This is a genomic window from Sphingomonas sp. CL5.1 (genome assembly GCF_013344685.1).
GTDB lineage: Bacteria > Pseudomonadota > Alphaproteobacteria > Sphingomonadales > Sphingomonadaceae > Sphingomonas.
In genome coordinates this window covers 3,382,531-3,395,759 of sequence record NZ_CP050137.1, presented here as the reverse complement: position 1 = coordinate 3,395,759, position 13,229 = coordinate 3,382,531, and the positions used below count along the sequence as shown (strand labels likewise).

General features: G+C 66.4%; 10 protein-coding genes. 9 read left to right on the top strand and 1 reads right to left on the bottom strand.

The features are described from left to right. Nucleotides 1–19 precede the first annotated feature (19 nt). From F9288_RS16390 to F9288_RS16350, 9 genes are all read left to right on the top strand, one after another. Nucleotides 20–1,495 (top strand): NAD(P)/FAD-dependent oxidoreductase, encoded by a 1,476-nt coding sequence (locus F9288_RS16390; protein WP_174837770.1) that lies wholly within the window; start codon nucleotides 20–22, stop codon nucleotides 1,493–1,495. Nucleotides 1,496–2,062: 567 nt separating this feature from the next. Then, nucleotides 2,063–3,376: a GGDEF domain-containing phosphodiesterase gene (locus tag F9288_RS16385; RefSeq protein ID WP_254620915.1), complete on the top strand. Its 1,314-nt coding sequence runs from the start codon at nucleotides 2,063–2,065 to the stop codon at nucleotides 3,374–3,376. 377 nt (nucleotides 3,377–3,753) lie between these two features. Beyond that, nucleotides 3,754–5,769 carry an ATP-binding protein gene (locus tag F9288_RS16380; RefSeq protein WP_174837769.1) on the top strand — a complete coding sequence of 672 codons (2,016 nt, stop codon included), beginning with the start codon at nucleotides 3,754–3,756 and terminating at the stop codon, nucleotides 5,767–5,769. A gap of 53 nt (nucleotides 5,770–5,822) precedes the next feature. Continuing rightward, nucleotides 5,823–6,209, top strand: coding sequence for a response regulator (locus tag F9288_RS16375; RefSeq protein WP_174837768.1), 387 nt, complete (start codon nucleotides 5,823–5,825; stop codon nucleotides 6,207–6,209). Between the two features lie 110 nt (nucleotides 6,210–6,319). Further along, nucleotides 6,320–6,658, top strand: coding sequence for a hypothetical protein (locus F9288_RS16370; protein WP_174837767.1), 339 nt, complete (start codon nucleotides 6,320–6,322; stop codon nucleotides 6,656–6,658). A 119-nt stretch (nucleotides 6,659–6,777) separates the two neighbouring features. Next, nucleotides 6,778–8,184: an MATE family efflux transporter gene (locus tag F9288_RS16365; protein WP_174837766.1), complete on the top strand. Its 1,407-nt coding sequence runs from the start codon at nucleotides 6,778–6,780 to the stop codon at nucleotides 8,182–8,184. 127 nt (nucleotides 8,185–8,311) lie between these two features. Beyond that, nucleotides 8,312–8,602 (top strand): co-chaperone GroES, encoded by a 291-nt coding sequence (gene groES / locus F9288_RS16360; protein ID WP_174837765.1) that lies wholly within the window; start codon nucleotides 8,312–8,314, stop codon nucleotides 8,600–8,602. A gap of 47 nt (nucleotides 8,603–8,649) precedes the next feature. Then, nucleotides 8,650–10,287 (top strand): chaperonin GroEL, encoded by a 1,638-nt coding sequence (gene groL, locus F9288_RS16355; RefSeq protein WP_174837764.1) that lies wholly within the window; start codon nucleotides 8,650–8,652, stop codon nucleotides 10,285–10,287. Between the two features lie 192 nt (nucleotides 10,288–10,479). Next, nucleotides 10,480–12,264, top strand: coding sequence for an ABC-F family ATP-binding cassette domain-containing protein (locus tag F9288_RS16350; protein ID WP_174837763.1), 1,785 nt, complete (start codon nucleotides 10,480–10,482; stop codon nucleotides 12,262–12,264). Nucleotides 12,265–12,405: 141 nt separating this feature from the next. Here F9288_RS16350 and F9288_RS16345 read toward each other — a convergent pair whose 3' ends face one another. After that, the gene (locus F9288_RS16345) at nucleotides 12,406–13,218 is read right to left on the bottom strand and encodes an ATP-binding protein (protein ID WP_174837762.1); all 813 of its coding nucleotides are present in this window, start codon (nucleotides 13,216–13,218) and stop codon (nucleotides 12,406–12,408) included. Nucleotides 13,219–13,229: the final 11 nt, after the last annotated feature.

Sequence of the window (13,229 nt, the reverse complement as noted above, 5' to 3'; positions counted from 1 at the left end):
ATCGCGAGAGAGGAAGCGCATGACCGAGCATTTCGACGTGATCGTGGTGGGTGCCGGCCTGTCCGGCATCGGCGCGGGCTATCATCTTCAGACGCGCTGCCCGGATCGCAGCTACGCCATCCTCGAAGGGCGCGATGCGATCGGCGGGACGTGGGACCTGTTCCGCTATCCGGGCATCCGCTCGGATTCGGACATGCACACGCTCGGCTACAACTTCCGGCCGTGGACGCGGGAGAAGGCCATCGCCGACGGCCCTTCGATCCGCGAGTATGTTACGGACACCGCGCGGACCTATGGCATCGACCGACATATCCACTTCGGCCACCGTGTCGTCGCGGCGGGCTGGTCGACGCCGGATGCGTGCTGGACGGTGGAATGCCGACTGGGTGACGGCTCGACGCGGCGTTTCACCTGCAACTTCCTCTATATGTGCTCGGGCTATTACAATTACGCCACCGGCCATGCGCCTGAGTTCCCTGGCGCGGGCGACTTCCGGGGGCGGATCGTGCATCCGCAATTCTGGCCGGAAGACCTCGACTATGCCGGCAAGAAGGTCGTCGTGATCGGCAGCGGCGCGACCGCCGTGACGCTGGTGCCCGAGCTGGCGAAAGCGGCGGCGCATGTCACTATGCTCCAGCGCTCCCCCACTTACGTCGTCTCGCGCCCGGCGGAGGATCGTTTCGCCAACACGTTGCGTCGCGTGTTGCCGGCAAAGGCCGCCTATGGCTTCACGCGCTGGAAGAACGTGCTGCTCCAGATGTATTTCTATCGCGCGGCGCGCAAGCATCCGGCGCAGGCGAAGGAGCGGCTGGTCGCGATGGTGCGCGAGCGGCTCGGTGAAGATTACGACGTTACGACGCATTTCACCCCGCGCTACAATCCGTGGGACCAGCGGCTCTGTCTGGTTCCCGATGCCGACCTGTTCGACGCGATCAAGGCCGGCAGCGCTTCGGTGGAAACCGGCACGATCGATACCTTCACCGATAACGGCATCCGCCTGGCTTCCGGCAAGACGCTCGACGCGGATATCATCGTCACCGCGACGGGCCTGGAGCTTCAGTTGCTGAGCGGCGTTCCCTTCACCCTCGACGGCAAGACGATCGACCTGCCGAAGACGCTGAATTACAAGGGGATGATGTTCTCCGACGTGCCGAACCTGGCTTCCTGTTTCGGCTACACCAACGCCTCCTGGACCCTGAAGGCCGACCTGACGTCAATGTACGTCTGCCGCCTGCTCGAGACGATGCGCAAGCGCGGGATGCGACAGTGCACGCCACGGATCGGAAGCGAGCCGATCGCCGAGGAGCCGTTCCTCACCTTTAGCTCGGGATATGTGCAGCGCGCGCTGGCGCATATGCCCAAGCAGGGGAACCGCAAGCCTTGGAAGCTCAACCAGAATTACGCGCTGGATTTGATGGCGCTACGTTTCGGTTCAGTGGACGACAGCATGGAATTCTCGAATCCGATTGACGCGCGCGCGAAGGTCGCCGCCTGAAACAGGCGCCTCGACCGGCATAGTGGATCGCCCGGAACAGCGGCGCGCATCAGGCCCGGAAGTTCCGTCGGTGATTGAGGATCATCCGGCGCGAAGCCGTGACCATGCTGGCGACGCTGCGTAGGGGCTGACTGTCCGATAACTTAACGAGTGATCGCCATGATTGGATCAGCGAGCTGCTGTTACAGTTAACGCTCGGACTCGGCGAATCACCGCAGCGGCTGTTTCCCCGAACGAAATCCGGCGCTTCAGATGCGTTTCGCGCCGCCGCGCCTGGCTGTCGTTATAACCGTGTCTTCGGCCCGAACCTCCGCCGTCGCCGGGCAAAAGCCAAGCTATCTCAAGAGGTTCGAGCCGAAGTTGCCCCTTACCAGGGACGGATGTCGGTTCCGTAGATCAACGAAAGAATGAACGCGAGCATGGCTTTCTCCCTTATGAGCAACCACAAAGGGTTGCCATAGATACTTAATGGATCGTCAACCATCCGACAATGGGGTTAAAGCCGCGCCTGCCGCGCGCTTCATTGATTAATAATATCTTCAGCCATTCCCGATACCGCAGAGGCTGATGGTACAGCGCCGTTCAGACATGCTCCGCGAGGAGGCTCCGTCGACCCAGATCGAGCAGGCCCGGACGGCTCCGCCCGTGGCGAATAGCTGGCGTCTGGCGATCCTTGCCGAAGTGACCAATTTCGTACCGCTCCGGCGACTGCTCGGCAGTGAGGGAGTGGCGGGCATCGTCCGGAAGACGGCGCGGCGGCTCGCGGCCGTGGTGCCCGGCGGCACGGTCGCCGTGATCGGGCGCGACCTGATCGAGATCGAGGCGGCCGTGGGCGCGCACGCGGAATATGAAGCCCTGCTGTCGCGCCTTCGCGCGGCCAGCGCGGTCGGGATCGAAACCGGCGACGGCTTCTGCACCGTATCGCTGCTGCTCGGTGGCGCGATCGTCCGTGAGGCGGAATATGATGCGGTGACGCTGATCGAGCGGGCGGAAGCGGCGCTCGAACGCGCGCGGGGCAGCGGATATGACGGTCCGGTGCTGGAGCGCGGCCCGGTCGACATGCGGCTTGCGAGCGAACTGGAACGCGCGATCGCGTGCGACGAACTGCTGATGCTTTATCAGCCGAAATTCCATGTGCGGCGGCAAAAGGTCACCTGCGCGGAAGCGCTGATCCGGTGGCGGCATCCGACGCGCGGGATGATCCCGCCGATGGAGTTCATTCCGGTCGCCGAAGAGGCGCACATGATCGATCGGGTGACCCTATGGTCGATCCGGCGTGTGATCGAGGACCAGCGCCTGATGCGCGCCGCCGGTCACGACCTTCGCCTGTTCGTCAATATCTCCGGCCAATTGCTGTCCGATCCGACCTTCGTCAGCGAGGCGTGCGCGCTCGTCGCGTCGAGCGGGGCGACGCTGGGCTTCGAGATCACCGAGACATCGGTGATCCGCGATCCGGTCAGCGCGATCGCCAACCTCCAGGTGTTCGCCGACATCGGTATCAGGATCGCGATCGACGATTATGGCGCCGGCCTGTCGAGCCTCGCCTATCTGAAGCAATTGCCGGCCAGCGAGTTGAAGATCGACAAGCTGTTCGTCACCCAGCTGACCAGTTCGAACCGCGATCCACTGATCGTGCGTTCGACGATCGACCTGGCGCACGCGCTGGAGATGGAGGTCGTCGCGGAGGGCGTGGAAAGCCATGCCGCCCTGGCGCTGCTCACCGTCATGGGGTGCGACATAGTGCAGGGCTTTCTGATCAGCCGTCCGGTCTCGACGGAAGCGCTCATCGCTTTCCTGGCCGACGAATCGTGGCAACCGACGGCGGGGCAGGAAAGCCGGGGATCGTTCAACCGTCTGGCTGCGGCATGGAAGCGCGGCTGATCGGACGCGCGGGCGTCTTCGTTGCACTTCTTGGGTGCAGCCTTGCGCTGGCTGTACCGTCGCGGGCGGCGCAGGATCAAAACGGCCGGTTCGACGCCATGGTCGCCGATGTGAAGGCAACCATGTTGGCGGACCCGCGCGAAGCAATCCGACGCGGGGAAGCGACATTGCGGTTGGCGCGGGAAAAGCGTTCGCCGTCCATGATAGCGACCGCGCAATGGCTGCTTGGTGAAGCTTATCTTCGCATGAACGATCCTCAGCAGGCGCTGAGATTGCTGAACGATGCGCAGCATGCATTGGGCGCAGATGGAAAAGGAAGTCATCTTCAAGCGGACATTCTGCTGTCCCAGGGGGGCGCGCGCACGGCGACGGGGGAAGTGGCCCTGGCGCTGGTCAACTTGCACCGCGCCTATGTCCTGTTTCATTCGTTGCACGACGAACGGAGCGAGGCAAAAGCGCTTATCTCCATCGCGCTGCTCTATTATGGCGGGAACGATAACGATTCAGCGCTACGTTATTTCGCGCAGGCTCAGGACATCTATTCCAAAGACCCCGGCCTGACGCTGGCGATCCACAACGGCAAGGGCAATGCGCTGAAGGAGCAGGGGCGCTTCGCCGCCGCCGAGCAGCAATATGCGCAGGCGCTGCAACTCGCGCGTAGCATGTCCAGCGACATGCTGGAGGCGCAGGTGCTCAGCAATATCGCGCGCGTCCGGTTGATGCAGGGCGATCTGGCGCGGGCCGACCAGGCGATCGCCGAGGGTCGCGAACTGACCCGGCGCGAGAGCGCGGCGCCATATCGCCCGCTGTTTCAGGTGCTCGCGGCGCAATCGGACTTTAATCATCACCGGCTGGCCGACGCGCGGGTGCTGATCGACGCGCGTTTCCGCGGGGTCGATCTGGAGCAGACCGAATTGAGCGACCGCGACGGGCATGAGATCGCCTATCGCGTCTATAGCGCGCTGGGCGACGACCAGCTGGCGCTCCAGCATCTCGCCGCGCTGAAGCGGCTCGACGACAAGGCGACCGAGCTCGCGCGGTCGAACAGCGCGGCGCTGGCGGCGGCGCGGTTCGATTTCGCCAATCAGGAATTGCGGATCGCCACGCTGAAGGCGAACGACCTGCAAAAGACGGTGGCGTTCGAGCGCGACAAGGCGCGCACGCAGCGCTTCGTGTTCATCGGCGCGGCGCTGGCGACCGCGCTCATCATCTCGCTGCTGGCGTTCGGCATCGTCACGTTGCGGCGCAGCCGCAACCGATTGGCCGTCACCAACACGGCGCTGAACAAGGCGCTGGCGGCGAAGACCGAGTTCCTCGCCACCACCAGCCACGAGATCCGCACGCCGCTGAACGGCATTCTCGGCATGACGCAGGTGATGCTCGCCGACAACCGGCTCGACGCGGCGACACGCGGGCGCCTCTCGGTGGTCCACGGTGCCGGCGTGAACATGCGCGCGCTGGTCGACGACATCCTCGACGTCGCGAAGATGGAAACCGGCCGCATGACGATCGAGGAGGCGCCGTTCGACCTGCGCGGCGTGATTCGCGATGCCGCGGGCATGTGGGCCGAGCAGGCGCGCGACAAGGGCCTGACCTTCGATCTGTCGCTTGATGACGGGCCGGACTGGATCGTCGGCGACAGCACGCGGCTGCGCCAGATCGTCTTCAATCTGCTGTCGAACGCGGTGAAGTTCACCCAGGCGGGCGGGATCAGGCTGACGACGCATGTGGCCGGCGATCGCTGGGTGCTGTCGGTAGAGGATAGCGGGATCGGGATCGCCCCGGCCAAGCATGAGGAAATATTCGAAGCGTTCCGCCAAGCCGATGCCGGCACGACGCGGCAATATGGCGGCACGGGGCTGGGGCTGGCGATCTGCCGCAACCTGTCGCGCGCGATGGGCGGCGACGTATCGGTCGAGAGCGAGATCGACAGCGGCGCGCGCTTCATGCTCGAATTGCCGTTTCAGCCGGCGGAAGCGCCCGTCGTCGCCGCCGTTTCGGACGGGCAAGGCATATTGGTCGTCGATCGCAGCCCGATCACGCGCGCGATGTTCAAGACCTTGTTCGAGCCGCGCGCGGGCACCGTCACCTTCGCCGGATCGGTGGACGAGGCGCTGGCGCTTCTCGCCGACGGCGCCCCACGCACCGTGCTGATCGACGATGCGACATTGCAAACCGCGCCCGACCGGCATGAGGCGATCGCGAAGCTGCGCGTGGCCGCGCCGGATGCGAGGCTGGCGGTCCTCGGTCCCGCCGCGCTCGGGGAGGAGCGTGCCATGCTGGAACAGGCGGGTATCAACCGCGTTATCATAAAGCCGATTGCCAAAGATGCTTTGTTAACCGAACTATTCGATGAACCGAGCGCGAGGTTGCTTGTGTCTGCGGCGGCATGACGCGATAAAGGTACGGAGATGAAACGACCGTCGCGCGATCCGGGCTCACGGCCATGAACGTATTGTTCATTGAAGACGACCGGATGAACCGGCGGGTGGTCGGCGACATGCTTGAGGTCGCCGGCGCCTCCATGACGGGCGCGGAAAACGCGGAGGAAGGCCTTGCCATCCTCGATCGCGAAGACTTCGATATCCTGCTGGTCGATCTGCGGATGCCGGGGATGGACGGTATCTCCGCGATCCGCGCGATCCGCGCGCGAGACGACGCCAAGGCCAATGTGCCGGTGATCGTCGTCACCGCCGATACCGCGCCGGACCTGCGCGAACGCTGCCTCGCCGCCGGGGCGGACGATGTGATCTTCAAGCCCGTCGCGATGGACATATTGTTCGAGGCGATGGGCCGCGTGCTGGCTTCAGGCGACGACGGGATGATCGGCTGACCGCCGGACGTCGGAGCATCCGGGAATCGTACGGCGAGGCCGCCCGCTTCATTGCGCTCGCCCCTGCCGATTCTTACATTGATGCGGCGGATTTGCGCAGGAGACCGCCGATGAGAGCCGCCGTCCCGATCCTTTCACTGATCCTTCTCGCCGCCTGTTCCGGCAACCCCGCCACGCCGGCCGCGAACAATACGCAGGCCGCCGCCCCCGGCAACGTGCAGGATTACGCTAAGGCCGTCGCCGCGCTACCGGTCGGCCAGCAGCGCGGCGTGTTCCTCCGCGCGATCCGCGACGCGGGGCTGCCGTGTCAGGACGTGGTGGATTCCACGCGCTTTCCCGACGAGCATGGCGTGAGCAGCTGGCGTGCGGAGTGCGACGACGGCAGCCAGCAATTGATCGAGATCCGCAAGGACGGCACCGCGACCGTGGTCAGTCGCGCGGGCCGCTAAGCCCTTCTTGCCAGTTCCGCCCGCAACGGATAGATCGCCGCGATCCGCCCGATCCGGGCGGAAATGCTGGCGTGCGACCCGGCACCTGCATCGATTGAACGACCGGCACTCGCACGACCATGACCGCGCCCGATACCCTTGCGCCGCTCACCGGCTCCGCTCCCGCTACGGCGGGTGAGGAGCTTCGCGCGCTGGTGAAGCTCGCCGGCCCGCTGGTCGGCGCCAACCTGTTGCAGATGGCCGTCGCGGCGGTCGACGTGATCTTCGTCGCGCGGCTGGGCACGGTCGAGCTGGCGGCGGCGACGCTCGGCGTCTTTCTGTTCAACGTGCTGATGTATGCGACGATCGGCCTGACGACGGCGGCCGCGCCGCTGATCGCGGCCGAACTCGGCCGGCGCAAACATGCGGTGCGCGAGGTGCGGCGCAGCTTCCGCATGGCGCTGTGGGTAGGCGCCGCCGCCGCCGTCGTCGTGATGGCGATCCTGTGGAACGGCGAGGCGCTGCTGCGGCTCGCCGACCAGGACCCGGACGTGGCGCGGCGCTCCGGCCATTTCCTGCGCATCCTGCTGATCGGGATCGTTCCCGCCATCGCCGCCGGGGTGATGCGGACGGCGGCGGCGGCGCTCGGGCGTCCGGGCTGGGCCTTCGGCGTGACCGGGATGGCGCTGGCGTTCAGCATCCTCGCCAACTGGTGCCTGGTGTTCGGCAACGCGGGTTTCCCCCGGCTGGGGCTGGAGGGATCGGCGCTGGCAAGCGTTCTCAGCTTGTCGGCGATGGCGATCGCTTACTGGCTGATCCTGCATTTCGATTCCCGGCTGCGGCGCTATCGCCTGTTCGGGCGCTGGTGGCGCAGCGAATGGTCGCGCTTCCGCGAGATCGTCCGGCTCGGCCTGCCGATCGCGCTGACCTGGATGGCGGAGGGCGCGCTGTTCGGCGGCGCCTCGCTGCTGATGGGGATTCTCGGCGTGAAGGAGGTGGCGGCGCATGCCGTCGCGCTCAACATCGCCTCGCTCACCTTCCAGGTCCCGCTCGGCGTGGCGCAGGCCGCGACGATCCGCGTCGGCATGGCCTATGGCGCGCGCGACAGCCACTGGATCACGCGCGCGGGCAGGATGGCGCTGGCGGTCGGCGCGGGCAGCATGGCGGTCAGCGCGATCGCGATGTGGATCGCGCCCCGGCTGTTCGTCAGCGCCTATCTCGACGTGGGCGATCCGGCGAATGCGACGGTCGTGCGGCTCGCGGTCAGCTATCTCGCCGTGGCGGCGGTGTTCCAGCTCGTCGACGGCGTGCAGGTGGTGGCGGCGGCGAATCTGCGTGGGTTGCAGGATACGCGCGTGCCGATGCTGGTGGCGCTGTTCGGCTATTGGGTGGTCGGCTTCGGCACCGCGGTCGCGCTCGGCTTCCGCACGGCGCTGGCGGGGGTCGGCATCTGGATGGGGCTGGCGGCCGGGTTGCTGGTGGTTTCGATCCTGTTGACATGGCGCTGGAGCGCGCGCGAGCGGATCGGGCTGGCGCGCGCGCGCTGAACCGTCACAAATTTTTTGTAGCGCAGCCATTGAATGCGCGCGCGGCGACACGCATATGCGCCGCGCTGGCACTCGCCTTCCGTGAGTGCCAACGAATTGTCACATTGCCTTTAGAGAGGGTACAGCAATGAACTTTCGTCCGTTGCACGACCGCGTTCTCGTTCGCCGCGTCGAGGCGGAGGAGAAGACGGCCGGCGGGATCATCATCCCCGACACCGCCAAGGAAAAGCCGCAGGAAGGCGAGGTCGTCGCCGCCGGTGCCGGTGTCAAGGCCGAGGACGGCAAGCTCACGCCGCTCGACGTGAAGGCCGGCGATCGCATCCTGTTCGGCAAATGGTCCGGCACCGAGGTGAAGGTGAACGGCGAAGACCTGCTGATCATGAAGGAAAGCGACATCCTCGGCGTGATCGAGGGCTGAGCCTTCTTCCCTAGTTTCGAAGTTCCTCAAAATCGAAAGGTAGCCACATGGCAGCCAAGGACGTGAAATTCTCGCGCGACGCGCGCGAGCGGATTATGAAGGGCGTGGACATCCTCGCCGACGCGGTGAAGGTCACGCTGGGGCCGAAGGGCCGCAATGTCGTGATCGACAAGTCGTTCGGCGCGCCGCGCATCACCAAGGACGGCGTCTCCGTCGCCAAGGAGATCGAACTCAAGGACAAGTTCGAGAACATGGGCGCGCAGATGGTCCGCGAGGTCGCCTCGAAGACCAACGACGTCGCCGGCGACGGCACCACCACCGCCACCGTGCTGGCCCAGGCGATCGTGCGCGAGGGCATGAAGTCGGTCGCGGCCGGCATGAACCCGATGGACCTGAAGCGCGGCATCGACATCGCCGTCCATAAGGTCGTGGACGATATCAAGGCGCGCTCCAAGGCCGTCGCCGGCTCGAACGAGATCGCGCAGGTCGGCATCATCTCCGCCAACGGCGATCGTGAGGTCGGCGAGAAGATCGCGGAAGCGATGGAGAAGGTCGGCAAGGAAGGCGTCATCACCGTCGAGGAGGCCAAGGGCCTCGAATTCGAGCTGGATGTCGTCGAGGGCATGCAGTTCGACCGCGGCTATCTCTCGCCCTATTTCATCACCAACCCGGAGAAGATGCAGGTCGAGCTTGCCGACCCGTATATCCTGATCCACGAGAAGAAGCTGTCGAACCTCCAGTCGATGCTCCCCGTCCTTGAGGCGGTGGTGCAGACCGGGCGTCCGCTGCTCATCATCGCGGAAGATATCGAGGGCGAGGCGCTGGCCACGCTCGTCGTGAACAAGCTGCGCGGCGGCCTGAAGGTCGCGGCCGTCAAGGCGCCGGGCTTCGGCGATCGCCGCAAGGCGATGCTGGAGGATATCGCGATCCTCACCAAGGGCGAGGTCATCAGCGAGGATCTCGGCATCAAGCTGGAGAACGTGACGGTCGGCATGCTCGGCACCGCCAAGCGCGTCACCATCGACAAGGACAACACCACCATCGTCGACGGCGCCGGTGAGGAGTCCGCGATCAAGGGCCGCGTCGAGGCGATCCGCCAGCAGATCGAGGTGACCACCAGCGATTACGACCGCGAGAAGCTTCAGGAGCGTCTGGCGAAACTGGCCGGCGGCGTGGCCGTCATCAAGGTCGGCGGCGCGACCGAGATCGAGGTGAAGGAGCGCAAGGATCGCGTCGATGACGCGCTGCACGCGACCCGCGCAGCGGTCGAGGAAGGCATCGTCCCCGGCGGCGGCACGGCGCTGCTCTATGCCACCAAGGCGCTTGACGGCGTGAAGGGCGAGAACGACGACCAGACCCGTGGCATCGACATCGTCCGCAAGGCGCTGACCTCGCTGGTTCGCCAGATCGCGGCCAATGCCGGTGAAGACGGCGCCGTGGTCTCGGGCAAGCTGCTCGATCAGTCGGACACGTCGTTCGGCTTCAACGCGGCGACCGACACCTATGAGAACCTGGTGCAGGCCGGCGTGATCGACCCGACCAAGGTCGTCCGCACCGCGCTCCAGAACGCGGCGTCGGTGGCGGGTCTTCTCATCACCACCGAGGCGACCATCGCCGAGATGCCGGAAGACAAGCCGGCAATGCCGGCGATGCCCGGCGGCGGCATGGGCGGCATGGACTTCTGATCCGAATGCGGCCCGCCCGGCCATGCCGGCCGGGGACTCGTATCGGATCGGCCGGCCGGTCGGCAAAGCCGATCCGGTCCGACGTCAGGGCGGCGGCTTTGCCGTCGCCCGGTCCCAGCCGAAAAGATCAGGCCGGGGGCAGCACGCCTCCGGCCTTTTCTTTGTCCGGGCGTCCCCCTATCTGCCGCCCGCATGGCTGCCCCAATCCTCGCATATGAAGACCTCGGCCTCGTTCAGGGCGCAGGCTGGCTGTTCCGTCACCTGGACCTTTACATCCAGCCGCGCGACCGCCTTGCGCTGATCGGCCGGAACGGCGCGGGCAAGACGACGCTCCTCAAGCTGATCGCCGGCAAGATCGACGCCGACGAGGGCCGCCGCACGATCGTTCCCGGCACGAAGGTGATCCTGCTGGAGCAGGAGCCGGATCTTGCCGGCTTTGCGACCCTGGAGGATTATGTCCTTTCCGCGCCGGACGCGCCGCAGCATTTCGAAGCGGAAGCGATCGCGGGGCAATTAGGCATCGATCTCACCCGCGAATCCGCCACCGCCAGCGGAGGCGAGCGCCGCCGCGCCGCGATCGTCCGCGCGCTGGCGCAGGACCCGGACGTGCTGCTGCTCGACGAGCCGACCAACCACCTCGATATCGCCGCGATCGAATGGCTGGAGGATTGGCTCCAGCGTTTCAACGGCGCGTTCGTGGTCATCAGCCATGACCGCACCTTCCTGACGCGACTGACGAAGCAGACCCTGTGGCTTGATCGCGGCAGCCTGCGCCGCGCGGAGATCGGCTTCGGCGGGTTCGAGGCATGGACCGATCAGGTCGCCGCCGAGGAACAGCGCGCCGCCGAGAAGCTCGACGCCAAGCTCAAGATCGAGGAGCATTGGCTCCAGCGCGGCGTCACCGGGCGGCGGCGGCGCAATCAGGGGCGGCTCGCCAAGCTCAAGGAGATGCGCGCCGAGCGCGCCGCGATGATCGGCCAGCAGGGCACCGCCGCGCTGGCGATGGCGAACGACGATGCGCGATCGAAGGTGGTGATCGATGCCGAGCACGTCTCTAAATCATTCGGCGAGCGGCCGATCATCCGCGACTTCACCTTCCGCGTGACGCGCGGCGATCGGATCGGGCTGGTCGGGCGCAACGGCGCGGGCAAGTCGACCTTGCTCAGGCTGCTCACCGGCGAGCTCGCGCCGGACAATGGCAGCGTGAAGCTGGCCAAGACGCTCGACGCCATCGTGATCGACCAGCAGCGCAGCCTGATGACCCCCGACAAGAGCGTTCGCGACGTGCTGGCCGACGGCGGAGACTGGATCGAGGTTCTGGGCGTGAAGAAGCACGTCCACGGCTATCTCAAGGAATTCCTGTTCGATCCGTCGATCGCCGACGCGAAGGTGGGATCGCTTTCCGGTGGCGAGCGATCGCGCGTGCTGCTGGCACGGGAGTTCGCGCGGCCGTCGAACCTGCTGGTGCTGGACGAGCCGACCAACGATCTCGATCTGGAGACGCTCGATCTGCTCCAGGAAGTGATCGCGGATTATGACGGCACCGTGCTGATCGTCAGCCACGACCGCGACTTCCTCGATCGCACGGTGACGGTGACGCTGGGGCTGGACGGCTCCGGCCAGGTCGATGCGGTGGTCGGCGGCTATGAGGATTGGGAGCGCAAGCGGCGGCGCCGGGCGGAACCGAGGAAGGCCGCGCCCAAGGCGGAAGCCGCGTCGCCTCCGCCGCCGAAGCCGGCGCGGGCCAAGCTCAGCTACAAGGACCAGCGCGACTACGACCAGCTACCGGCGCGGATCGAGGCGCTGGATGCGCAGATCGCGCGGGATGAGGCGGCGCTGGCCGATCCGGGCCTGTACGCCCGCGACGCGGCCGCGTTCGATCGGCTGAGCAAGGCGATCGGCGCGGCGCGCGAGGAGAAGGAGGCGGCTGAACTGCGCTGGCTCGAACTGGCCGAGCAGATCGAGGCGCTGGGCTAGGACGGATCGACATTCAGGTCAGGCGTCGGCGAAAATGGTGGCTTTCCGTGACCCGGAGCGCAGCGGACTACAGGTCCGTGAGCACCGGAAGCGCGGAGAACTGCCATTTGCAGCCCCGCATGGACTGAATGTCGATCCGTCCTAGCCCAGCGCCTTTCCCGCGCGCCCCGCGAGGTCCGTCACATATTGCCACGCCACGCGGCCCGAGCGGCTGCCGCGCCGGGTCGCCCATTGCACCGCCTCCGCCGGATCGAAGGGGAGGCCGTAACGCTCGGCATAGCCGCGCACGATCGCGAGATAATGATCCTGATCGACGACGTGGAAGCCGATGCTCAGGCCGAAGCGATCGGCGAGCGCGAGATGGTCGTCGATCGAATCGCGCGGGTTGATGGCGTTTTCCTGCTCATGGATATCGCGCGGGATCAGGTGGCGGCGGTTCGAGGTGACGACCAGCCGCGCATTGGCCGGCCGCGCTTCCGCGCCACCTTCCAGCAGCGAGCGGAGCGCGCGGGAATCGGCGGCCGCGTCGATGCCGAGATCGTCGAGGAACAGCACGAAGGCGCGCGGCAGGCCGGCGATCAGCGCGAACAGCTCGGGCAGGGTGTCGAGCCGGTCCGCCGCGACCTCGACCAGCGCGATCGCGCCGCCCTCCGCCTGGATCGCCGCGACGCTCGCCTTCACCAGCGCCGACTTGCCGGTGCCGCGCGCGCCCCACATCAGCACGTCCTGCGCCGCATGGCCCGCCGCCAGCCGCGCGAGATTGTCGTGCAGCAGCGCCTTTTGCGCGTCCACGCCCTGCAACAGCTCGATCGGGACCGGCGCGAAGGCGCGCGTCGCGACGAGCGTGCGGTCGCGCCAGACATAGGCGGGATGCGCCAGCGGATCGGCCGACACGGGCGGGGGAGGGGCGAGCCGTTCCAGCGCGGCGGCGATGCGGGCGAGCGTGTCATCCATGAGGCGCGGCT

Bases quoted from the DNA above. Each gene is read 5' to 3' on its own strand.
- F9288_RS16390 (WP_174837770.1), top strand. From the start codon at position 20: ATGACCGAGCATTTCGACGTGATCGTGGTGGGTGCCGGCCTGTCCGGC.
- F9288_RS16385 (WP_254620915.1), top strand. From the start codon at position 2,063: ATGGTACAGCGCCGTTCAGACATGCTCCGCGAGGAGGCTCCGTCGACC.
- F9288_RS16375 (WP_174837768.1), top strand. From the start codon at position 5,823: ATGAACGTATTGTTCATTGAAGACGACCGGATGAACCGGCGGGTGGTC.
- F9288_RS16370 (WP_174837767.1), top strand. From the start codon at position 6,320: ATGAGAGCCGCCGTCCCGATCCTTTCACTGATCCTTCTCGCCGCCTGT.
- F9288_RS16365 (WP_174837766.1), top strand. From the start codon at position 6,778: ATGACCGCGCCCGATACCCTTGCGCCGCTCACCGGCTCCGCTCCCGCT.
- groES (WP_174837765.1), top strand. From the start codon at position 8,312: ATGAACTTTCGTCCGTTGCACGACCGCGTTCTCGTTCGCCGCGTCGAG.
- groL (WP_174837764.1), top strand. From the start codon at position 8,650: ATGGCAGCCAAGGACGTGAAATTCTCGCGCGACGCGCGCGAGCGGATT.
- F9288_RS16350 (WP_174837763.1), top strand. From the start codon at position 10,480: ATGGCTGCCCCAATCCTCGCATATGAAGACCTCGGCCTCGTTCAGGGC.
- F9288_RS16345 (WP_174837762.1), bottom strand. From the start codon at position 13,218: ATGGATGACACGCTCGCCCGCATCGCCGCCGCGCTGGAACGGCTCGCC.